Origin of the sequence: Rhizobium leguminosarum (assembly GCF_002953715.1) — a bacterium.
GTDB classification, from domain to species: domain Bacteria; phylum Pseudomonadota; class Alphaproteobacteria; order Rhizobiales; family Rhizobiaceae; genus Rhizobium; species Rhizobium leguminosarum_V.
The window spans coordinates 1-21833 of sequence record NZ_CP025017.1; the positions used below are offsets into that span (position 1 = coordinate 1).

Below are 21833 nucleotides of genomic sequence, written 5' to 3' on the forward strand. Positions count from 1 at the left end.
ATGCCGACCAAGGCCGCGATTGTTGAGAAAGCCAAGAGAGCGAGTCGAGTTTCGATCGACGAGACGATCGCGCAGGACTCGACGATGCTCAGCAGCCAATTGCAGGTGCTGTTCGAGCGGTTGTTTTCGCCCGATGCCCGCAAATCACTACGGCGGTTCAGCAGCACCGAGACTGCCAAGCTGCTCGGCGTTACCGACAGCTATGTTCGCCACCTCGCCGCCCAGGTGGAAAGCATCAATCCGGAAAAGACGGCGGCCGGGCGACGGGTGTTCTCGCTTGAGGAAATCCATGCAATGCGCCACCATCTCGGGCGCACCAAACCATCCTATCTGCCGATGCGCCGGCCGGGCGACCATCTCCAGGTGATCGCCGTCACCAATTTCAAAGGTGGCTCCGGCAAAACGACGACATCCATCCACCTGGCGCAGTTCCTGGCTCTTCGCGGCTACCGTGTGCTCGCCGTCGACCTTGATCCGCAGGCCTCGATGTCGGCGATGCTCGGATATCAGCCGGAATTCGACGTCGGCGAAAACGAGACGCTTTACGGTGCCATCAAATATGACGAAACGCGACGCGATGTAGCCGACATCGTCCGCCAGACCTATTTTCCGGGGCTCGATCTCATTCCCGGCAATCTCGAACTGCACGAGTTCGAGCACGACACTCCAAAGGCGCTTGCCGACACCAACCGCGACGACAAGGACATGTTCTTCATGCGGGTCGGCAATGCGCTGCATTCGCTGGAGCAGAGCTACGATGTCGTCATTATCGATTGCCCGCCGACGCTCGGCTTCCTGACACTGTCTGCTCTCTGCGCTGCCACCTCCGTCCTCATCACCGTCCATCCGCAGATGCTCGATGTGGCGTCGATGAACCAGTTCCTGACGATGACCTCCGACCTGCTGGCCGTCGTCAAGCAGGCAGGCGGCAATCTCGATTATGACTGGATGCGCTATCTGATCACCCGCTATGAGGCCAATGATGGACCGCAGGCGCAGATCGTCGCCTTCCTGCGCAGTCTGTTCGGCGAGCGCGTGCTGACATCGATGATGGTCAAGTCGACAGCGGTCTCGGATGCGGGCCTGTCGAAGCAGACAATCTACGAGGCGGGACGCGAGACGATGCATCGCCAGACCTATGACCGCGGGGTGGAATCCGTCGACAGCGTCAATGCCGAGGTCGAGCAACTCATTCGCAGTGCATGGAGCAGGACATGAGCCCAAAAGGACGCGACATCCTGAAGAGCATGGTCGGTGCCGTCGAGCCGACACGGCCGGAGGTGCCAAGCGTGCAACAGCCGCATCGGCCATCGGGAGCGGTCAAGGCGATGAACCTGTCGCTTGGACGGCTGGGAGAGGAAGCAGCCGCCGCCAAGGCACTGCGCGAATCGCTGGCGTCCGGTGACAAGGTGCTGGAGATCGATCCGGCTGCCATCGAAATGTCCTTCATCCGCGACCGTATCCCGGTCGACAAGGATGCCGAGTTCGAGCGATTGAAGCAGTCCATCCAGGAAAGCGGACAGCAGGTTCCAATTCTGGTGCGGCCGGACCCGGCAAGGGCCGGGCACTACCAGGCCGCCTATGGCCACAGGCGGCTGCGAGCGGCAGCGGAGATCGGGATTCCTGTTAAGGCCGTCGTGCGAAAGCTCACAGATGAAGAGCTGATCCTCGCACAGGGTCAGGAAAATGGCCTCCGCGTCGACTTGAGTTTTATTGAGCGGGCACTGTTTGCACGCCGCATGGATGAACATGGCTTCAGCCGCGACATGATTGCAAAGGCGCTGGCGACAGACAAGCCGGAAACGTCAAGGCTGCTGCAGGTGGCTCAGACGATCGACCCCGAGATCATTCTTGCCATCGGGCCGGCCCCCAAGGTCGGCCGTCCACGTTGGCTGGCGTTTGCCGAGAAATTCAGGGAGACGGGCGGGCAGAAAAAAGCGCAGGCTACCATCAGTGCCGCTGGTTTCGCGATGTTGGAGACCAACAGCCGCTTCGACGTCATCTGGAAGGCGGTGGAGGAGAAGAGTGCGCCGCAGCGGGCCGAGCAGACGCTCCGGACCCAAGGCGGCGCGCCGCTTGCTTTGGTGGCCCGCTCCGGCAAAACCTTTCGCATCACCGTCAAATCGGCGGCGTTTTCGGAATTCCTGACTCAGCGGTTGGTAGGCCTCGCCGCCGAGTTCGAAGAGGAAAATGTGGGAAAATGAGGCAGTTAGACCGGTTGTCAGCTGACAATCCGGATAGGAGATAACGCGCAAAAGAAAAAAGCCCCCGAACGTCACCGTCACGGAAGCTTTCCTCGTAGTCTTGAACACCTCCGAGAATCGCACTTCCGAGAATCGCTGTCAAGAGTTTTTGGCGCCGTTTTGGTGAGCGGATTTCTTTTGCCTCGTTGAGGTGGAAGATATGGAAACCGGAAGTGTGACGACGCCCTTCGGGCGGCGGTCGATGACGCTTGGCATGCTCGCAAGCCAGGTCATGGCCGGGGAGATCAAGCCGGATCAGTCGGTCGATAAGTGGAAATTGTTTCGCGCGCTGTGCGAAGCAAAGCCGCTGCTCGGCATCGGCGATCGGGCGCTTGCCGTGCTCAACGCTCTTTTGAGCTTTTATCCGAAGAATGAGCTGGCCCAGGGAAACGGTTTGATCGTCTTCCCGTCGAATATCCAGCTTTCGCTCAGAACGCATGGCATGGCCGAACAGACTGTGCGGCGTCATCTCGCCGCGCTCGTCGAGGCAGGTCTTCTGGTGCGCAAGGATAGCCCCAACGGCAAGCGTTACGTCCGCAGGGACAGGGCAGGGGAGGTCGACGAAGCGTTTGGCTTCTCGCTGGCGCCGCTGCTTGCGCGTGCCGAGGAGATCGAACAGCTCGCCGCCGCGGTGATGGCTGAGCGGCTGCATGTCCAGCGTCTGCGTGAACGCATCACCCTTTGCCGCCGTGACATTGCAAAACTGATCGAAGCGGCTGTTGAAGAAGAGATCCCTGGGGATTGGCAAGGCCTATACCGTGAATTCAGGGACCTGATCGAAGGCCTGCCGCGATCGCCGACGACAGCGCACCTTGAACTGCTGCTGGATGAATTGACGGCCCTGCGCACAGATATTCTTAACCAGCTGGAAATTCGGGTTAAATCAACAAAACAGTGCGGCAATGCCGATTATATCGAGCGTCACATACAGAATTCAAACCCCGAATCCATCATTGAAGTTGAACCAAGCTTCGACACGAAGCAGGGCGCGATAGCTGAGCAAGACAACGACCGAGGGGCCGTGACGCCGGAGAAGGGGAGGGGTGAAGCCGCCCATCCAAGCGGGCAGAAGAAGGAGGAAGAGCAAAGTCGACGGCCGGAGGTCCGCAATGACGGTGGCGGACTGAAATCCTTCCCACTCGGCCTGGTTCTGCAGGCCTGCCCGGAAATTTTTGCCTATGGGCCGGATGGCGTGATCCGCAACTGGCGCGATCTGATGGCCGCAGCCGTCATCGTTCGATCGATGCTGGGCGTCAGTCCGTCGGCCTACGAAGAGGCGGCCAATGTGATGGGTCCGGAAAACGCCGCGACGGTGATGGCATGCATCCTGGAGCGCGGCGGCCACATCAATTCGGCCGGTGGCTATCTTCGTGGGCTAACGCGGCGAAGCGAAAAGGGCGAATTCGCGATCGGCCCGATGCTGATGGCGCTCCTGCGGGCAAATGCGCCGGCCGGGCGGAAAGTTGGATAGTGTTCAACCTTCGTGTGGGCAGGGTGTGGCTAAGCGCGGATAAGCCTTCGCTCGAGAAAACTCTGCATGTCGCGACGTCCGTCTACGACGCAGTAGACGACGACATCCGTGCCCAGGATCCGATAGATCATGCGCCACGGCTTATGATGCAGTTCGCGATATTCGGAAATTCCGATCCCCGCCAACTCCTTCGGAATATTTCCGCGGGCGGGGAATTCTTCAAGCTCGGCGCAGGCACTCTCGATTTCCGTCAGGATGCGCTCTGCCGTCTCGGCGCCGTCGCGGCTAGCGATGAAGCGATAGAGATCCTCGATGTCGCGTTCCGCATCCTCAGCGAAAAGAACACGATATGGCATCAGGATCGGCTGTCCGCCAGACGTTTGCGGATGTGCGCGAAGGATTCCGCAGCCGGGCGCAGTTTGCCCTCCTCGACCTGCCGGTTGGTGAGCGCCAGCACCTTCAGGAGCGCCAGCGTCTCCTGTGTTTCTTCGTATTGGCCGACGTCCTGAAGGATGGCTTTCGCCTCGCCGTGAAGCGTGATGACGACCGGCTGCGGGTTATCCTTCAGTGTCCGGATGATCTCCGGCGCGTGCGCCTTGAGATAGCTGATCGGCTTGACCTGTTCTGACAGCTTCATGCGGTTACTCCATTTCGACCAGAATATAGACCACAAAGTGGTCGATTGAAAGTAGCCTTTCGATGCCGGCGACACACATTCCCGGCATCCGATTTTCCATCTTGAGTGCGGCCGGTTTTTTTCACTCTGCGTGTTCGAAAGAGAATGCCATTTCTTATAATGAAGTTTGTCTACTGATTTTATAGACTAAACTTTGCAACCAAGGATCGGATCGTGGTGCCATGACCTACCTCCTCAGTCTTCTCGACAAAAGCCCGATCGAACAGGGTCTAACGGCCGCGGATGCACTGCGAGCGACGGTAAAGATTGCCGCCCGGGCCGAGGAACTCGGTTATCACCGTTTCTGGGTCGCCGAGCATCATAATATTTCCAATCTGGCGAGCTCCGCGCCGGAGGCGCTGATCGCCTATCTTCTCGCCAGGACCTCGAGGATCCGCATCGGCTCCGGCGGCGTCATGCTGCAGCACTACAGCGCCTATAAGGTTGCCGAGACCTTCAATCTTCTGGCATCGCTTGCGCCCGGCCGCGTCGATCTCGGTGTCGGCAAGGCGCCGGGCGGATTTCCGCTCTCGACGCGCGCCCTGCAGCTTGCCGTCGATCCGGCCAGGAAGCCGGATTTCGCGAGCCAGCTTTCCGATCTCAACATCTATCTCGCCGCCGACCCGAATTACGACGGGGCGCAGGCGACGCCTTTCCCGCCGACTGCGCCTGAGCGTTTCCTGCTGGGCGCCAGCGTCGAAAGCGCCGAGCTCGCTGCCGAGAAGGGCTGGGAACTTGTTTTCGCCGGTCATTTGAACGGCGATCCGGACAATCTGCGCAGGACCTTCGAGGCCTATGAGCGGGCGTCCGGCGGCAAGCGTCCGATCCTGGCGCTCGCAGCCTTCGCCGCCGAAAGCGAGGATTATGCCCGCGAGCGCGTCGGCAAGCTGCGCATCGTCAAGGTGTTCCTGCCAAACGGCCAGACCGTCAATGTCGGCAGCGAGGAGCAGGCGGCCGAATTTGCCCGCCAGGCCGGCGTCACCGATTACCGCATCGAGGAAAAGGTGCCGAGCGTGCTGCATGGCACGGCGGAACAGATCCGCAAGGAGCTGGACGAACTTCACCGCCGCTATGGGGTCAAGGAGTTCGTGCTGGACACGCCGGCGCTTTCGGTTGCCGAGCGCCTGGCTTCCATCGAGCTGCTCGCCAAGGAGCGGCTTTCCCTCGTCGCCTGACCGTTTCCAAGGAGGATTGATCCCATGGCTCAAAAACACGTCACGTTCGGCATCATGTTGCAGGGTCCCGGCGGTCACATGAATGCGTGGAAGCATCCAAGCGGACCGGCCGATGCCAGCGTCAATTTCGACTTCTTCGTCAAGACGGCGCGCAAGGCTGAGGCGGCCGGCATCGCTTTCGCCTTCGTTGCCGACGGGCTCTATATCAACGAGCAGTCCATTCCGCATTTCCTCAATCGGTTCGAGCCGATCGCCATTCTCTCGGCGCTCGCCGCCTCGACCTCGAAAATCGGCCTCGTCGGCACGGTTTCGACCTCCTACAGCGATCCCTTCACCATCGCCCGCCAGTTCGCCTCGATCGATCTCATCAGCGGCGGCAGGGCAGGGTGGAATGCAGTGACCTCGCCGCTCGAGGGTTCCGGCCGCAATTACAGCCGCGAACATCCCGAGCACGAACTGCGCTACGAGATCGCCGAGGATTATATCGATGCGATCAAAGGCCTGTGGGATTCCTGGGACGACGACGCCTTCGTCCGCAATCGTGAGACCGGCGTCTTTGTCGACAAGACAAAGATGCATCGCCTCAACCACAAGGGCCGCTTCTTCCGCGTTGAGGGACCGCTCAATATCGGCCGTTCCAAGCAGGGCCAACCCGTCGTTTTCCAGGCTGGCGCCTCGGATTCCGGCATCAGGCTCGCCGGCAAACATGCCGACGCGGTCTTCACCAATGGCGGGCCGTTCGAGGAGGCGCAGGCCTTCTACCGACAGCTCAAAGACAGCGTGATCGCCCATGGCCGCAGTGCCTCGGAAGTCGGTATCTATCCTGGTATCGGACCGATCGTCGGAGCGACGCAGGAAGAGGCGGAAGCCAAGTATCAGGCGATCCGCAACCTCGTCACGACAGAGGAGGCACTGCTCTATCTCGGCCGCTTCTTCGATCATCATGATTTCAGCGTCTATCCGCTCGACGAGCCGTTCCCCGAACTCGGCGATATCGGCAGGAACAATTTCCGCGCCACCACCGACCGCATCAAGAAGACGGCGCGGGAGAAGGGCTTGACGCTCCGCCAGGTCGCGCTTGATTCCGCAACGGCGCGCACGGCCTTCATCGGCACGGCCAAGCATATCGCCGACGAAATCATCCGATGGGTGGACCATGGCGCCGCCGACGGCTTCATCCTCGGTTTCCCTGTCATCGCCGAGGGCTTCGATGATTTCTCCACATACGTTCTGCCGATCCTCACGGAGCGCGGCTATTTCGACCCGGTTCTGAAGGGCGAGACGCTGCGCGACCATCTGGGTCTGCCCTTCCGCGAAAGCCGCTATACGGCGGGCGCCGATCAGGTCGAACGCGGAAAGGCTGTCGGTGCCTGAAGCGCCGACGAACCGTCATGAACATCATCGCTCAGAACCCACGCAGCAACGATCCGGTCGACAAGGGCATCGCCGCCTATCTCGATGAGATCATCGCGCTTCGCCACGACCTGCATCAATATCCTGAGCTCGCGTTTCAGGAGCTCAGAACCAGCAAGCTTGTGGCATTCCACCTTTCCTCCTGGGGCTATGAGGTGGCGACGGGCATTGCCGGCACCGGCATCGTCGCCACCCTCGCGCGCGGCGAAGGCAAGAAGCAGATCGGCATCCGCGCCGACATGGACGCGCTGCCGATCGAGGAGGCAACCGGGCTTGCCTATGCCAGCAGCAATCCTGGCGTCATGCATGCCTGCGGCCATGACGGACATACGTCGATCCTGCTCGCCGCTGCCCGTTATCTCGCCGAAAGCGGCAATTTCAGCGGCACGTTGCGGCTGATCTTCCAGCCGGCCGAGGAAATCGGCGCTGGCGCCCGCAAGATGATCTCGGAAGGCCTGTTCGAACGTTTTCCTGTCGATGCGGTCTTCGGGCTGCACAATTGGCCGGGTGTGCCGACGGGCCAATTTGGCTTCGTCGCCGGCCCGGCCATGGCTTCGGTCGACAAGGCGATCATCAAGATCATCGGCAAGGGCGGCCATGGCGCCGAACCGCACCGGACCGTCGATCCGGTGCTCGCTTCGGCCTCCTTCATCACCGCGCTGCAGAGCGTCGTCTCGCGCAATGTCGATCCGCAGGAGATGGCGGTCGTCACCGTCGGCTCGATCCATGCCGGCTCCGCCTCGAACGTCATCCCGGAAAGCGTCGAGATGCAGCTGACCATGCGGGCCTATAACGAGACGGTCCGCCAGCTGTTGCGAGAGCGCATTCCGGCACTTGCCCGCGCCCAGGCCGAAAGCTTCGGCGCCGAGGCGGATGTGAATTACCGCCTCGGCTTTCCGGCACTGATCAACCATGCGGCGGAGACGGCCTTTGCCCGCGACGTCGCCGATGACGCACTCGGCCCTGCGGCGATCGAGAAGGATTTCCGGCCGAGAACCGCGAGCGAGGATTTTGCCTTCATGCTGCAGGCAAATCCCGGGAGCTACCTCTTCGTCGGGAATGGCGACAGCGCTCCTCTCCACAGCGCCCACTATAATTTCAACGACGCGATCATCGCGCCGGCCGCCCGCTACTGGGTGCGGCTCGCCGAAACCTTCCTCACTGATGACAACGGGTGATGAACGATATGAGCGATACGTTTCTCTATACCAGCCCTCTCGACCCGCGCACCAAACCGCTGATCGATGAATTGATCTACGAATATGACAGCCGCTACGGCAACCATTTCAATGCCGAAGGCGCTGCGGCCGAGCTAAACCGCTATCCTCCTGAAGCCTTTGCGCCGCCTGACGGCAATTTTCTCCTGTTGATCCGTGATGGCGAAACCATCGGCGGCGGCGCCTTCAAGAACTATGACGAACGCACGGCCGAGTTCAAACGCATCTGGACGCGCTCTGATCTGCGCCGGCAGGGCCTTGCCCGCAAGGTGCTGGTGGAACTGGAGACCCAGGCCGCCCGCCAAGGCTATTCCCGCATCTACCTGACGACCGGCTTTCGCCAGCCCGAAGCCGTCGGCCTCTATCTGAACTACGGCTACAGCGCTCTCTTCGACACCTCAGCCGATCCCGAGATCTACAAGAGCCTGCCCTTCGAGAAGGACATTACCCATCTCGCTGAGCCTGCTCACGAAGATGCCGAACCGCGCCTGCGCGTGGCCGGTGCAAATTTCTGAAAACGGCAAAGACCGACAATCATAAAAGGGAAGCACAATGGCACTGACGACGGATTTCGCCGGCATCGATCCCGGCAGCAGGACGGCAGGGTCGAAGGATCATTCCCGTTACCGCATCGTGCCGGCGCGCCATCCCGGCCGCCTGGCAGGCACGATCTTTGCCGCGCTCGTCATCGTCGCCGTGCTCTATTCCATCTTCACCAATCCGCGCTGGGGTTGGGGCGTCTTTGCTGAATGGTTCTTTGCCGAACCAGTGCTCGTCGGTCTCGGCAGGACGCTGCTTTTGACCGTGCTTGCCGCCATATCCGGTTCCATCCTCGGAACGGCTCTGGCGCTCGCCCGCGTTTCCAAGTCGCCGCTGCTCTCCGGTCTTTCCTGGGGCTATATCTGGCTGCTGCGCTCGATTCCGGTCATCGTGCTGCTGCTGATCCTGAACAATCTCGGCTATCTCTACGAGACGATCAAGATTGGCATTCCCTTCACCGATACCGTTTTCCTCCACTATCCCACAGTGCAGTTGCTGACGCCCTTTGCCGCCGCCTTTCTCGGCCTGACGCTCAACCAGTCGGCCTTCTTCGCCGAGATCGTGCGCGGCGGTATTCTCTCGGTGGATCACGGACAGCTGGAGGCCGCCGCCGCACTCGGTCTGCCACGCCGTCGCCAGGCCTTCCGCATCGTGCTGCCGCAGGCCATGCGCTCGATCCTGCCGACCGGCTTCAACGAACTCATCGGACTGGCCAAGAGCACCTCCATGGTCTACGTGCTGGCGCTACCGGAGCTCTTCTATACGGTCCAGGTGATTTACCGCCGCAATCTCGAAGTCATTCCGCTGCTAATGGTCGCGACCGTCTGGTATCTGATCATCATGACGGTGCTGTCGATCGCTCAGCGCTATATCGAGCGCTACTTCTCCAAGGGTGCCGTGCGCAACCCGACGCCATTGCCCTTCCAGGCATTTTTCGAGCGTTTCCGCCGTCCGCTGCCTGTCCTCGATACGGCGACCGACACCGTGCGCAAGATCGGTTTCCAGGATGCGGCAACGCTGCGGGCCGCAGGCGGCGCGGTGCGCATTCACGGCATTTCCAAAAGCTTCGGCTCGCTGAAGGTGCTCGATGATGTCGAGCTCAGCCTTCCCGCCGGCAGCGTGACCGCCATCCTCGGTCCGTCCGGCTCCGGCAAGTCGACGCTTCTGCGCGCCATCAACCATCTGGAGCGTGTCGATGAGGGTTTCATCTCGGTCGACGGCGATTTCGTCGGCTACAGCAGGAAGGGCGACACGCTCTACGAGCTCAAGGAGAAGGATATCCTCAAACGCCGCGCCGATATCGGCATGGTCTTCCAGAGCTTCAATCTCTTCCCACATCTGACCGTGCTCGAAAACCTCGTCGAGGCACCGATCCAGGTTCGCGGCATCGGCCGCGAGGAGGCGGTGCAGCTGGCGCAGGAGCTGCTGGCACGCATCGGCCTCAGCGACAAGATCAATGCCTATCCGCGCCAGCTTTCCGGCGGCCAGCAGCAGCGTGTCGCGATCGCCCGCGCACTGGCGCTCCGCCCGAAGGTGCTGCTCTTCGACGAGCCGACCTCGGCGCTTGATCCCGAGCTCGTCGGCGAAGTGCTCGACGTCATCAAGGAACTTGCCCGCACCGGCACGACGCTCGTCATCGTCACCCATGAGGTCGGTTTTGCCCGCGAAGTCGCCGACACGGTCGTCTTCATGGACAGCGGCCGCATCCTGGAGGCTGGCCCGCCGGCCCGCATCTTCGCACAAGCGGAACATCCCCGTACGCGGGAATTCCTCGCCAAGGTTCTCTAGCGCCTGATAGCGCTGGCGAAATGCCGGGCCGCGACGGGCTGTTCCGGCCGAATTACAATAACCACAACCTAAAGATGAAATGGAGAAGGGGCATGACATTTACAGATAGGGCAAGACTACTGATAGCGGGAGCCGTCACCATGGCCGCGATCGGTTTCGGTTCAGCGCAGGCGCAGCAGAAGTTCGATCTCAGCCCCGAGCAGCCGAACCGGCTGCGGGTGGAAAAGAACGAGAAGCGCATTGCCGAAGTCAAGGACTTCAAGTTCGTCGAAAACGGTGTCTTCACCGTCGGCATCAGCTCGAGCGGCAATCTGCCGCTGCATGATTATGCCTCCGATTCCAGGACCGTCATCGGTTATGACGTCGATCTGGCGCAGGCCATCGCCGACAGCCTGGGTCTGAAACTTGAACTCGTTTCCGTTGCCTGGGCCGATTGGCCGCTGGGGCTGACCTCCGGAAAGTTTGACGCGGTGATCTCCAACGTGACCGTCACCGAAGAGCGCAAGGAGAAATTCGACTTTTCGACGTATCGCAAGGATGAGCTTGGCTTCTACGTCAAGGCCGACAGCCCGATCACCTCGATCAAGCAGCCGAAGGATATTGCCGGCCTGAAGGTGATCACCGATGCGGGCACCAACCAGGAGAAGATCCTGCTGGAATGGGATCGTGAGAACGTCGCCGCCGGCCTGAAGCCGATTGAGGTGCAATATTATGACGACGACGCAGTCAAGGATCTCGCCGTTCAGTCCGGCAGAGCAGACACCGTCTTCAGCGTGAACGCGACGCAGGCCTATTCGGCGGGGATAAACGGCAAGACCAAGCTTGTCGGCACTGTCAGCGGCGGTTGGCCGATCACGGCAGAAATTGCCGTCACCACGCGCAAGGGCAGCGGTCTGGCTGCTCCCTTGACCGATGTCGTCAATGACCTGATCGCGAGCGGCGCCTATCGGAAGATTCTCGATACGTGGAACCTCGGTCCTGAGGCGATCGACAAGGCCCAGACCAACCCGCCAGGCCTGCCAAAGAGCGGTTCCTGATCAGTTCCTATAGGCCGGCGGCATTGCCGCCGGCTACCCTGCCTGACAGTTTGGAGATTAAAGACGATGATTGTCCTTCCGGCATTCCGGACCCTGCTGATCGCCGCCATGGCGTCGGCCCTTTCCTTTGGCGCAACCCATGCAGCCGAGGATTTCGACCTCAGCCCAGAGCAGCCGGGCCGGCTTCACGCCGCCAGGAACGATGCGGCTATCGCTGCGATCCCGAAGGATTTCAAGTTCGTCACGTCAGGCAAATTCACCATCGCCGTCAGCCCCGGCGGCCCGCCGCTTGCCACCTATGCCACCGACGCCAAGACCGTGGTCGGGGCAGATCCCGATTATGCCTATGCCATCGCCGACAGCCTCGGGCTGACGCTGGAGATCGTGCCTGTCGCCTGGATCGACTGGCCGCTCGGCCTCGTCTCGGGCAAGTATGATGCCGTCATCTCCAATGTCGGGGTCACCGAGCAGCGCAAGGAAAAGTTCGATTTCTCCACCTATCGCCAGGGCCTGCACGGTTTCTTCGTGAAATCCGACAGTCCTGTCACCTCGATCAAGGAGCCCAAGGATGCGGCCGGCCTCAGGATCATTGTCGGGGCCGGCACCAACCAGGAGCGCATCTTGGTGAAGTGGAGCGAGGAAGATGTTGCCGCGGGCCTGAAGCCGATCGAGCTGCAATATTACGACGACGAGGCGGCAAGCCTTCTCGCGCTGCGGTCCGGCCGGGCCGATGTCATCGTCCAGCCGCATGCACAGCTCGTCTTCATCGCCGCGCGCGACAAGAACATCAAGCGCGTGGGCACGCTGAGCGCCGGCTGGCCGGATCGCTCGGATGTCGCGATCACCACCCGCAAGGGGAGCGGGCTGGCCGATGCGCTGACTGTCGCCACCAACGGCCTGATCAAGGATGGCACCTACGCAAAAATCCTCGACCACTGGCATCTCTCCGAGGAAGCCTTGCCGGCATCCGAGACCAACCCGCCCGGCCTGCCGAAATACTGATCATCGGATGGCACGAGTGGGCAACATATCCATCAGCCATATCGGCTTCCTCACCCCCGGCAATTATCCCGACGGCGATCCGTTGTCGGGATTGGAGCAGACGCTTGAGCAGCTGCAATATGGCGAAGATCTGGGCTTCGACAGTGCCTGGGTCCGCCAGCGGCACCTGGAGCCGGGTATCTCTTCCGCGAGCGCCTTCCTGGCGGCGGCGACGCAGCGCACCAGCCGGATCGAGCTTGGAACCGCGGTCATTCCGATCGGTTATGAGAGCCCTTACCGGCTGGCCGAAGACCTCGCCACCGTCGATGTTCTGTCGCGCGGGCGGCTGAACATCGGCGTCAGCGCCGGCCGGCCGCTGCATGCCGAGCTGATCGCTCCGCTCGTCTTCGACGGCGACTGGACGGGTTACGATTTCTCGCATGATCGCGTGCGGCGCTTTGCCGACAATCTGCGCGGCACTTATCTCGGCGACGAGCAGACCTTGATCAAGACGCCCTTCGGCCCGCAGCGGCCGCGGCTGCAGCCTTATGCCAAGGGCTTGATCGACCGGATCTGGTATGGCGGAGGGTCGCAGCGCTCGGCCGAATGGGCCGGCCGCAATGGCTTCAACCTGTTGACCGGCAATGTGATAACCGGCGAGGGGACCGATGATTTCTTCACCGCACAATCGCGGCTGATCGAAACCTATCGCGCCGCCGGCACGCAGCGCCGGGTCGCGCTGGGCCGCGTCATCGTGCCTTTCGATAGCGCCGATGCCGCAACGCGGCGCCGGTATCGAGACTATGCCGATGGCCGCCACGAGCGAACCCTTTCACCGCAGGGCGAGCGGCGCACCCTGTTCGCCCGTGATGTCGTCGGCACATCGGACGAGATATTGGAGGACCTTTTTGCCGATCCGATCCTGCCCGAGGTCGGCGAGTTGAGGCTGGAGCTCCCTTACGAGTTCGAGCACGAGGAATATCGCCAGATTCTCCACGACTTCGTGACAACAATCGCACCGGAGCTCGGATGGAAAGCGCCATCCGACATTCGGGCCGCTTCCTGAAGCACCATCGAGCAGCAATTCAAAGTGTTACAGCGTCCTTTGCGCGTCTGAAAAGACGCGGCGCTGTAAGCCCATTCGACGCCAGAACAATCACCTCGCAGGGAACATGCATCAGTGACCAAATCGGTAGAATACTTCTTTTCGATCGGCTCGCCCTGGTCCTACATCGGCTTCGACGCCTTCGCCGAACTTGCGGCGAAGAACGACGTCGTCATCACGCCCTATCTGACGACGGTGGTCGAGGAAAATGGTGGTATCTTTTCGCGCAACCGCCCGGAGATCCGGCGCGCCTACTGGACGCGGGACCTCAAGCGGTGGGCGCGCGTACGCGGCAAGGAACTGCGGCTCGAACATCGCCCTGATTTGAGTGATCCGACGCCGGCGTCCCTCTTCGTGATTGCGGCCTATCTCGACGGACAGGATTGGATCGGCGTTGCCCGCGCCCTGCAGCATGCCTTTTGGAGCGAGGTGAGGGATATCGGCAAGCCCGACGTGCGCGAGGCGATCGTGACATCAGCGGGTTTCGATGGCGCAGCACTCCTCAGACGACAAGCCGACGACGATGTCCAGAACAAATGGTCGGCAGACCGCGTGCATGCGCGCGACAGCGGCGTCTTCGGCTTTCCCACCTATGTCTTTGAGGGCGAGATCTATTGGGGACAGGACAATTTGCCCTTCCTCGAACGCCATCTTCACGGCGACAAGCCTTAGGTTTGGAAAGCAATTCGGTCGCAATGAATTGCAGTGTCCGAGGTCGCAGATGTCGATGACGATCGACATGCAACTTATACGTCACGAAGCGGCGGTGAACGTTTTTTTCAACCAGGCGAAGAAGGAGAGATGCACGTTCCTTTAATCTATCAATTTTGTAGACAATAGTTGAGGCAACGCAAAGAGAGGAAAAACCATGTCAGGTTTCAAACTCGTCGGCATCGCTGGCAGCTTCAACCGTCCATCGAAGACTTTGGCACTCGTGCGGCACGTCTCCGAACGTGCGAGCATTCGCTACGGATTTACGAGCAAGAGCTATGATCTGCATGATGTCGGTCCGTCGCTGGGCAGCGCCTTGTGGCGCAAGGATCTCGACGCGCAGGCCAAGCATGTCGTTGACGAGATCGTGCAGGCCGATGCCCTGATCATCGGCTCGCCAACCTACAAGGGCTCTTATCCCGGCCATTTCAAGCACCTCATCGACCTGATCGACCCCCACGAACTTCGGGGCAAGCCGATCATCATCACGGCGACCGGCGGCGGTGACCGGCATGCGTTGATGGTCGAGCATCAGCTTCGGCCGCTGTTTGGGTTTTTCATGGCCCATACCTTGCCGACCGCCGTTTATGCGTCCGACCGCGATTTCACAGACTATGCGGTTTCATCCGATGCGCTTTTGGCCCGCATCAACGAAGTGATCGGCGAATTGGCGGCCTTCTTTCCGGGCGCAAACCCGGCCCTGGCGGCAGCCGAGTAAGGATCGTCACCATGGCTCGATCTCAGGAAGCAACGATCACCGATGCGGAAAGGCCGGGGCCAAACGAGCAATTGTGGAGCGTCTTCGAATTCGCCCGACGCTATCGTCTCGCCAAACGCGAGGAGAACCGCCTGCTGATGCTCTACGGACCGACGGCGTCGCTTCACGTTCTTCTCGCCAATGCACAACGTCATTCGCTGATTTCGTAGAGCAATTCCAGCAAAAGTGCGCAGCGGTTTTGCGTCCGGAATTGCATGAAAACAAAGAGATAGAGCACTTCCGTGATTCGAAGAAAAACGGAAATGCTCTAGCCGAAGAATACCGGTTCCTGACAGGAGGTTTGCATGAAGCTTGATTTTCAGTTCTGGCTGAAGCTTTCGATCGGCCGGTTCCTCGGCCTGAAGCCGCCCGCTGCACGGGAGCCTGTAAACGGATTGTTCGCGCGGGACGACGAGCGTGACCGGTCCGCGCGCGAATACGAACTCCATTATTGGGGCACCATGCCCGGCCTTTGGTATTGAGGAGAACGGCGTGATGGCGATTGTCGTTGAGACTGGCCTGCGTCGGCACGGTGCGAGAAGAGCGGAAGGCAGCGTCATGTCGCATTTCAGGCATGCGGCCGGAATCTGCACGATCGTCAGCTCCTTTACATTCCTGTTCGCCCTGGTGATCGGGTGGATCTGATGAGTGATGTCCGATGTTTGCCCCGATCGGGAAAGAGACCGGCGTGCAGCTTCAGAGAGGATGCCGTCAGATGATCGATGTACTTATTCTTCCCGGACTTTTCGGCTCGGGAGAGGGGCATTGGCAACAGCACTGGCTGCAGGATCAGCCGGGCAGTCGTTGCGTCGCTCAGGACGACTGGGATTATCCGAACCTTGACAACTGGCTGCTGCGATTGGAAGGCGCGCTTGAAGAGGCCGGCGAGGCCTATCTGGTTGCCCATAGTCTCGGATGCCTGCTTGCCGCCCGCTTGGCCGGGCGAAGTGCAGCGCGGCGCGTCAAAGGAGCATTACTCGTTGCTCCATGCGATTTGCCGGCCACGGAAAACCTGCATCCCGGGCATATCTCGTTTGGTGCTATGCCGACGGCGCCTTTGCCTTTTCCGAGCATCGTCGTCGGCAGCATGAACGATGCCTACATGACGGTCGATCGGTTGGCCCTGTTCGGCCGCCTGTGGAACGCCGAAACCAGGAATATCGGCCTTGCCGGGCACATCAATGTCGCCAGCGGCTTTGGCCGCTGGCGCAACGGCTACCGATTGCTGGAGGGTTTGAAGACGCAAACGCGCGGTCGAAGGCATGTCGTTTCCATACCGCCGGCTTTTGCAATGTGAGTGGAATCGCAATGTCCGACATTGTCGCCGACCTGCTGCGCCTTAGCGAAGATCCGAATGCCGACCCGAGGACCAGGCGCCGCCAAACCATGGAGCGGCTGGTACAGACGCTGCTCGCCATGGCCGATACCGAAATAGGATCGGAAGATCCGCAGCATCGCCATTCCATCATTCATCTGACGACGATCATCCGCGAGATGACGGGAAGGATCGCAGAGGCCGATGATGCGACGTTTTCGGCAATCGTCAGGGAGGCCGCGATGCTGATACGCAGCCTGCAGCGGCGCCAAGCCGATGCGGCCAGATTTACGGTGCACTGACGCATGACGGATATTCGGGAGCATAAACAGTCTGCGGTCCGGGGAAGCAAATTTTTGCTGACCGGATCAACAATGGCTCTGACGGACGAGCTCGTATCGTTGAGCCTTCGCCCCGCGATCGATGTCGGCCCCGATCCACACCGAAAACCGCTGACCGAAGCGGAGGTGGAGATGCTCGCCAACCGGCTTTTCCACGAGTCTACCGGCGCCCCGCTTTGGATCTTCGCCTATGGATCATTGATATGGAAGCCGGACTTCGACGCCGTCGAATCGCAGCATGGCTCAACAAGAGGGTGGCATCGCTCCTTTTGCCTGCAGATGACCCGCTGGCGGGGAACGCAGTCCCAGCCGGGACTGATGATGGCACTTGACCGCGGTGGACGTTGCAACGGCGTCGTCTTCAGGCTTGCCGATGATGACCGCCTTGGCCAGATTCGGCGGTTGATCCGCCGTGAAGTCGGCTCCATCGAAGACGCTGCGACGGTTCGCTGGATCCCGGTCGCGACCGCACATGGGCTGGTGCGCGCGCTGGTCTTTTGGGCTGGCCCGAAGGGCGAGCGCGTTTCCCGCAAATTGCCGCTGGAGACGGTGGCGCAGGTGCTTGCGAGAGCCTGCGGACACATGGGCTCCTGCGCCGAATATCTGTATCTGACGGTGAAGCATCTGGAGGAACGCGGCATCCGGGACCGCAATTTATGGCGGCTTCAGAAGCTGGTTGCAGCCGAGCTTGTCGCCATACACGGGCTGAACGCGGCGGCAGGAAGCCATTGAATAAGGCCCCTTGCCGCCATCTGGTCAGAGCTTGCCCTTCCAGGGCACGAGGAACGCCTCCAGAAACCGGATGGCGGCCGAGAAGGTGAACGCGCAGATCGCGATGATGCCGATGCCGACGAAGACGACGTCGGTCGCCAGGAACTGTGAAGCCGACATGATCATGAAACCGATCCCGCGCGTGGACGCGATCAATTCAGCCGCAACCAGCGTGCCCCAGCCGACACCGAGTGCAATCCGGATGCCGGTAAGGATCTCCGGCAGGGCGGACGGCAGGACGATGTCCAGAAAGAGCTGCAGCCGGCTCGCGCCCAGCGAACGCGCGGCATTGACGCGCTCGATCGGCAGCGAACGGACGCCGGCCTGGGCTGAAAGGCAGATCGGTGCGAACATCGCAAGCACCAGCAGCGTGATCTTCGACGTCTCGCCGATACCGAGCCAGATGATCATCAGCGGCAGGTAGGAGAGCGGCGGAAGCGGCCAGTAGAACTCGATCGGCGCGTCGAGCACCCCTTTTGCCCAGCGGTTCAGGCCCATGAGCAATCCGAGCGGAATGCCGGCCGAGACGGCGATGAGGGCGGCGACCACTATGCGGAACAGGCTCGCAAAAACATGTTCGGACAGCGACGCTCCGGCGTAACCGTCGCGATAAATGGCGCCGATCTGTGTCAGCACCTCGTCCGGACGCGGCAGAAACAAGTGTGGAACGACACCGAGCGCCGATACCAGCCACCACAGCAGCAGTATGGCCAGCGCCGTTGCAACACTGATGGCCACCGTCGATTTCTCGCCGGCGCCGAAGCTTGCCATCTTTACGAGCTTGACCTGGCGGTCCTCTCTACCCGCCGCAATCGGCGGGGCCTGCACTATGTCGCTCATGCGGCGCTCCTGAGGTCTTCGGTGCTATGGAGAATGGCGCGGATCTCCTCGCGCAGCTCGGCAAATTGCGGCGACGCCTTGATCGATCGGGCGTCGCCGGTCTCTGCGAAGCGGCGAACGAAATCCAGATCGAAGCGTGCCACGACGCGTCCCGGTCGAGGTGACATGACCAGGACCTGCGTGCCCAGGAACAAGGCCTCTTCGATCGAGTGCGTGATGAAGAAGACCTTTTTTGCCGTTTTATCCCAGATGGAAACCAGCAGTTCTTGCATCTGCTCGCGCGTCAGGCTGTCGAGCGCGCCGAACGGCTCGTCCATCAGCAGGATGTCGGGATTTGTCGCCAGAGCCCGTGCGATGCCGACACGCTGCCGCATGCCGCCCGACAATTCATAGGGAAAAGCGCCGGCGAATTCATCGAGGCCGACGAGCCGGAGCAGCTCCAGGGCGCGCGCCTCGCGCTCCTTGCGCTTGACCCCGGCGAATTTCAAACCGAGCGCAACATTGTCGACAACGGATTTCCAGGGTAGCAGCGAGTCTTTCTGAAAAACGACGCCACGGTCCGCGCCGGGTCGTTCGACCGCGCGGCCATCGAGCGTGATCCGGCCATCCGAAAGCGGAAGGAAACCGGCAATCGCGTTGAGGAGGGTTGATTTGCCGCATCCTGACGCCCCGAGTGCGACGACGAAGCCCCGTTCGGGAATATCGAAGGAAACGCGATCGAGCGCGTGAACGGTCCGCCCGTCGCGGGCTGCGAAGAAAACGCTGGCGTGATCGACTTTAAGCATGTTGCCGCTCGCAGGTTCGACGCCGGCGCGGCAAGCCGCGCCGGCGCTGGGGAGGATCAGTTGCTGACGCCGGTGAGCGCGTCTGCGGTGACGAAGGCGCCGTAATTCGCCAGCACGTCGGAAACCTTGCCCTGTTCCTTCAGGAACGATGCCGTGTCCTTGAGGATCTTGCCGGCACCCGCCTTTTCGCCGCCGCCAAGCCAGGCATCCGATGCCTGAACCTCAGGCGTCAGCAGCGTGAGGTTCTTCAGGGCCGACGCCTGCTGGTCGGCTGTTCCGCCGAGAAGCTTGGCAAGCGACTTGGCGTTGTCGCTGTCGGGACCCCAGGCGGATTTGTCCGATGCGAAGGATGCGTAGTATTTGTTGATGACCGAAGCGAAGCCCTTCAGAAATGCCGGGTTGTCGGCGGCAAACGTCGAGGTCGCGACCCATGCCGAGAATGTCGGCGCACCCTTGTCTGCCACCTCTTTGGAGGTCACCAGAACCTTCCCGTTCTTTTTCAGTTCGGTGAGTGCCGGATCCCAGACGAAGCCGCCATCGATATCGCCGCGGTTATAGCTGGCGACGATTTCGGGCTGGGGGATGGCGAAGACCTGAACGTCTTTTTCGGTCAGGCCCAGCGATTTGATGAGCGCCAGGAGCTGATAGTGGTCCGTCGACACTGGCGCAGCAGCAAGCTTCTTGCCCTTCAGATCATTCAGGCTTTCGATGCCGGAACCGTTGCGGACGACGAGAGCCTCGTCGATGCCCGAGATGGAGGCGAGGTAAAAGGCCTTGACCTCGAGCCCGCGTGATACCGCAGCCGCAAACGGGCTGGAGCCGACATAGCCCACCTGGACATCGCCGGATGCAATGGCCGCAAAGATTTCGGCGCCCGAGTTAAACCTGCGGAAGTCGATGTCGTATCCCGTTTCCTTGGCGAATTCGCCATTGGCGATCGCCACGGAAGACGGCAAGGCATCGGTTTGATAGGCGACGACGACCTTCTTGTCCGCCGCTTCAGCGACAACAGCCGTTGCAAGAGTGCCGACGCCGACGGCGATTGCGGCAACCAAATTTCTGAAATTCATCTTGAGCCCCTTTGTTCAGGGCCGGCTGGGCCCTTGATCTCACCCTTAAAAGCGTAATGGTTGGGAGGGGGCTAGCGGGAGAAATAACAAACTATATTTATAGACTATAGAGATAATTGTTTTCGTGATTCTGCCGCTCGTGCGATCCGCAAGGACCGGCGAGCGATACGGAACTTGAATGACGAAATGTCTCGATGACGTTCTGAGCTTCAGGGAGAATGCATTTGATATATGATGTTATCGTGGTCGGTTCCGGTTTTTCAGCGATCGCGGTTACCTGCAATCTCATTGAGCAGCTTCCCGCTTCGGCGAAGGTCGCCGTCGTCGGCGACGATCCTGGCTTCGGCCGCGGGACGGCGTACCGGACGGAGCTCTATCTCCATCGCCTCAATGTTCCCGCCGGCCGCATGAGCCTGCTGCCTCATCAACCCGACGACTTTGTCGACTGGCTGAAAAGCCATGGCCGCCAGCTGGAGGCAGGCGATTTCGCCTCGCGCAGCGATTACGGTCTTTATGTCCGCGATACGCTTGCACGGCTGCTTCGAAAGCGGGATGGCCGTTGCCGGGTCGATTTCATCAAGGCCAAGGCGGCGGGATGCGTGGAACGTTACAGCAGCACGCTGGCCTTCCATCTCGGCAATGGTGACGAGATTGCCGGGAAGAACGTGGTGCTCTGCCTCGGGGTCGGGAACGCGACCCTGCCGGTCGCTCCGGACGGAGTCCCATCATCGCTGCGATCGCGGATCATCGAGAACCCGTGGCGGCTTTCGTGGCTGAGGCGCGTTGCACCATCCGATGCGGTGTGTATCCTCGGATCCGGCCTGACGATGATCGATCAGGTTCTCGCGCTTCGCGCCCATGGCCACAGCGGCAAGATCGATGTGCTTTCGCGGCGCGGTCTCGCACCGCTCGGACACGCGTTGAAGCCGCCGGCGCCTCTGCCGATCGACGTTCACACGTTTCCGGATACGATCAGCGGCATATTGAAGACCCTGCGGGGAAAGAGCAGGACGGTTGCCGACTGGCGAGCCGTGATGGACGGTCTGAGGCCGGCAACGCAGGCTCTCTGGCAACGGCTTTCGACCAAGGAGCGGGCACGATTCCTCAGGCATGCGCTTCCCTGGTGGAACATCCATCGTCACCGGGTCGCGCCCGACGTGTTCGACAGGTTTGAGAAGCTGGTCTTAGACGGAACCGTTCGTTTCCACGCGGGCTTCCTGAAATCGCTCGGGGCCGAGGAGGGGCGGCTCGCTGCCAGCCACAGGGTCAGAGCGACGCGCGAGATCGCCGAGATCCGGACGGACTGGCTCGTCAACTGCACGGGAATGGAGCGGGCCGGGATCAGTCATTCACCGCTTTTGAAGGAAATGAGCCGCTTTGAGTTGATCGTCCCCGATCCTCTTGGCCTCGGAATCCAGGTGGATGCCGCTTCCGAGGTGATAGCCCCGTCCCGGATATCACCTGCCCGACTGTTTGCGGTCGGCGCCCTGACGGCGGGACAATTCTGGGAGATCACCGCCGTTCCGGATATACGGGTGCAGGCCAAGGCCGTGGTCGAGGAGATTGTTTCAAGAGGCTAGCTCCCGTCTGAAAGGAC

General features: G+C 60.9%; 25 protein-coding genes. 20 read left to right on the top strand and 5 right to left on the bottom strand.

The features are described from left to right. From repA to repC, 3 genes are all read left to right on the top strand, one after another. The gene (gene repA / locus CUJ84_RS36495) at positions 1 to 1218 is read left to right on the top strand and encodes a plasmid partitioning protein RepA (protein ID WP_017958286.1); all 1218 of its coding nucleotides are present in this window, start codon (positions 1 to 3) and stop codon (positions 1216 to 1218) included. Continuing rightward, positions 1215 to 2204, top strand: coding sequence for a plasmid partitioning protein RepB (gene repB, locus CUJ84_RS36500; protein ID WP_105010296.1), 990 nt, complete (start codon positions 1215 to 1217; stop codon positions 2202 to 2204). The genes repA and repB overlap by 4 nt, the downstream gene beginning before the upstream one ends. A gap of 199 nt (positions 2205 to 2403) precedes the next feature. Continuing rightward, entirely contained in the window at positions 2404 to 3714 is a 1311-nt protein-coding gene (repC, locus tag CUJ84_RS36505) for a plasmid replication protein RepC (protein ID WP_105010297.1), read from the top strand. Between the two features lie 29 nt (positions 3715 to 3743). Here repC and CUJ84_RS36510 read toward each other — a convergent pair whose 3' ends face one another. Next, on the bottom strand, positions 3744 to 4070 hold the full coding sequence (locus tag CUJ84_RS36510) for a type II toxin-antitoxin system RelE/ParE family toxin (RefSeq protein WP_027682968.1): 327 nt from the start codon (positions 4068 to 4070) through the stop codon (positions 3744 to 3746). Beyond that, positions 4070 to 4351 carry a type II toxin-antitoxin system Phd/YefM family antitoxin gene (locus CUJ84_RS36515; RefSeq protein WP_105010298.1) on the bottom strand — a complete coding sequence of 94 codons (282 nt, stop codon included), beginning with the start codon at positions 4349 to 4351 and terminating at the stop codon, positions 4070 to 4072. Before CUJ84_RS36515 ends, CUJ84_RS36510 begins: the two co-directional genes overlap by 1 nt. A gap of 221 nt (positions 4352 to 4572) precedes the next feature. Here CUJ84_RS36515 and CUJ84_RS36520 point away from each other — a divergent pair, with 221 nt between their 5' ends. The 16 genes from CUJ84_RS36520 (at position 4573) to CUJ84_RS36585 (ending at position 17502) form a co-directional block, all read left to right on the top strand. Continuing rightward, complete coding sequence (locus CUJ84_RS36520; protein WP_105010299.1) at positions 4573 to 5565, top strand: LLM class flavin-dependent oxidoreductase; 993 nt, start codon at positions 4573 to 4575, stop codon at positions 5563 to 5565. Positions 5566 to 5589: 24 nt separating this feature from the next. After that, positions 5590 to 6939 carry an LLM class flavin-dependent oxidoreductase gene (locus CUJ84_RS36525; protein WP_105010300.1) on the top strand — a complete coding sequence of 450 codons (1350 nt, stop codon included), beginning with the start codon at positions 5590 to 5592 and terminating at the stop codon, positions 6937 to 6939. A 17-nt stretch (positions 6940 to 6956) separates the two neighbouring features. After that, positions 6957 to 8156 carry a M20 aminoacylase family protein gene (locus tag CUJ84_RS36530; protein ID WP_105010301.1) on the top strand — a complete coding sequence of 400 codons (1200 nt, stop codon included), beginning with the start codon at positions 6957 to 6959 and terminating at the stop codon, positions 8154 to 8156. Next, positions 8153 to 8710 (top strand): GNAT family N-acetyltransferase, encoded by a 558-nt coding sequence (locus tag CUJ84_RS36535; protein WP_105010302.1) that lies wholly within the window; start codon positions 8153 to 8155, stop codon positions 8708 to 8710. The genes CUJ84_RS36530 and CUJ84_RS36535 overlap by 4 nt, the downstream gene beginning before the upstream one ends. A 37-nt stretch (positions 8711 to 8747) precedes the next feature. Continuing rightward, positions 8748 to 10523 carry an amino acid ABC transporter permease/ATP-binding protein gene (locus CUJ84_RS39235; RefSeq protein ID WP_105010303.1) on the top strand — a complete coding sequence of 592 codons (1776 nt, stop codon included), beginning with the start codon at positions 8748 to 8750 and terminating at the stop codon, positions 10521 to 10523. A 92-nt stretch (positions 10524 to 10615) separates the two neighbouring features. After that, a complete protein-coding gene (locus tag CUJ84_RS36545; RefSeq protein WP_105010304.1) occupies positions 10616 to 11560 on the top strand; it encodes an ABC transporter substrate-binding protein in 945 nt (314 codons plus the stop codon). 66 nt (positions 11561 to 11626) lie between these two features. After that, the gene (locus CUJ84_RS36550; protein ID WP_105010305.1) at positions 11627 to 12562 is read left to right on the top strand and encodes an ABC transporter substrate-binding protein; all 936 of its coding nucleotides are present in this window, start codon (positions 11627 to 11629) and stop codon (positions 12560 to 12562) included. A gap of 7 nt (positions 12563 to 12569) precedes the next feature. After that, the gene (locus CUJ84_RS36555) at positions 12570 to 13607 is read left to right on the top strand and encodes an LLM class flavin-dependent oxidoreductase (RefSeq protein ID WP_105010306.1); all 1038 of its coding nucleotides are present in this window, start codon (positions 12570 to 12572) and stop codon (positions 13605 to 13607) included. Between the two features lie 114 nt (positions 13608 to 13721). After that, a complete protein-coding gene (locus CUJ84_RS36560) occupies positions 13722 to 14318 on the top strand; it encodes a 2-hydroxychromene-2-carboxylate isomerase (RefSeq protein WP_105010307.1) in 597 nt (198 codons plus the stop codon). A gap of 196 nt (positions 14319 to 14514) precedes the next feature. Then, a complete protein-coding gene (gene msuE / locus CUJ84_RS36565) occupies positions 14515 to 15075 on the top strand; it encodes an FMN reductase (RefSeq protein ID WP_105010308.1) in 561 nt (186 codons plus the stop codon). An 11-nt stretch (positions 15076 to 15086) separates the two neighbouring features. Continuing rightward, entirely contained in the window at positions 15087 to 15284 is a 198-nt protein-coding gene (locus tag CUJ84_RS36570) for a hypothetical protein (protein ID WP_105010309.1), read from the top strand. A gap of 135 nt (positions 15285 to 15419) precedes the next feature. After that, positions 15420 to 15596 (top strand): hypothetical protein, encoded by a 177-nt coding sequence (locus tag CUJ84_RS38560; RefSeq protein WP_017997704.1) that lies wholly within the window; start codon positions 15420 to 15422, stop codon positions 15594 to 15596. 10 nt (positions 15597 to 15606) lie between these two features. Beyond that, entirely contained in the window at positions 15607 to 15759 is a 153-nt protein-coding gene (locus tag CUJ84_RS38175; protein WP_158687013.1) for a hypothetical protein, read from the top strand. Between the two features lie 70 nt (positions 15760 to 15829). Beyond that, complete coding sequence (locus CUJ84_RS36575; protein ID WP_105010502.1) at positions 15830 to 16411, top strand: RBBP9/YdeN family alpha/beta hydrolase; 582 nt, start codon at positions 15830 to 15832, stop codon at positions 16409 to 16411. Positions 16412 to 16422: 11 nt separating this feature from the next. Continuing rightward, positions 16423 to 16731: a hypothetical protein gene (locus CUJ84_RS36580; RefSeq protein ID WP_105010310.1), complete on the top strand. Its 309-nt coding sequence runs from the start codon at positions 16423 to 16425 to the stop codon at positions 16729 to 16731. 3 nt (positions 16732 to 16734) lie between these two features. Beyond that, positions 16735 to 17502: a gamma-glutamylcyclotransferase gene (locus CUJ84_RS36585; RefSeq protein WP_105010311.1), complete on the top strand. Its 768-nt coding sequence runs from the start codon at positions 16735 to 16737 to the stop codon at positions 17500 to 17502. A gap of 24 nt (positions 17503 to 17526) precedes the next feature. Here CUJ84_RS36585 and CUJ84_RS36590 read toward each other — a convergent pair whose 3' ends face one another. From CUJ84_RS36590 to tauA, 3 genes are read right to left on the bottom strand one after another with little or no spacing between them, the layout of a single operon-like run. Next, complete coding sequence (locus tag CUJ84_RS36590) at positions 17527 to 18381, bottom strand: ABC transporter permease subunit (protein ID WP_105010312.1); 855 nt, start codon at positions 18379 to 18381, stop codon at positions 17527 to 17529. After that, the gene (locus CUJ84_RS36595; protein WP_062944783.1) at positions 18378 to 19166 is read right to left on the bottom strand and encodes a taurine ABC transporter ATP-binding protein; all 789 of its coding nucleotides are present in this window, start codon (positions 19164 to 19166) and stop codon (positions 18378 to 18380) included. Before CUJ84_RS36595 ends, CUJ84_RS36590 begins: the two co-directional genes overlap by 4 nt. A 56-nt stretch (positions 19167 to 19222) precedes the next feature. Next, complete coding sequence (gene tauA / locus CUJ84_RS36600) at positions 19223 to 20236, bottom strand: taurine ABC transporter substrate-binding protein (RefSeq protein ID WP_105010313.1); 1014 nt, start codon at positions 20234 to 20236, stop codon at positions 19223 to 19225. A gap of 218 nt (positions 20237 to 20454) precedes the next feature. Here tauA and CUJ84_RS36605 point away from each other — a divergent pair, with 218 nt between their 5' ends. Then, on the top strand, positions 20455 to 21816 hold the full coding sequence (locus tag CUJ84_RS36605) for an FAD/NAD(P)-binding protein (protein ID WP_105010314.1): 1362 nt from the start codon (positions 20455 to 20457) through the stop codon (positions 21814 to 21816). Positions 21817 to 21833 lie beyond the last annotated feature (17 nt).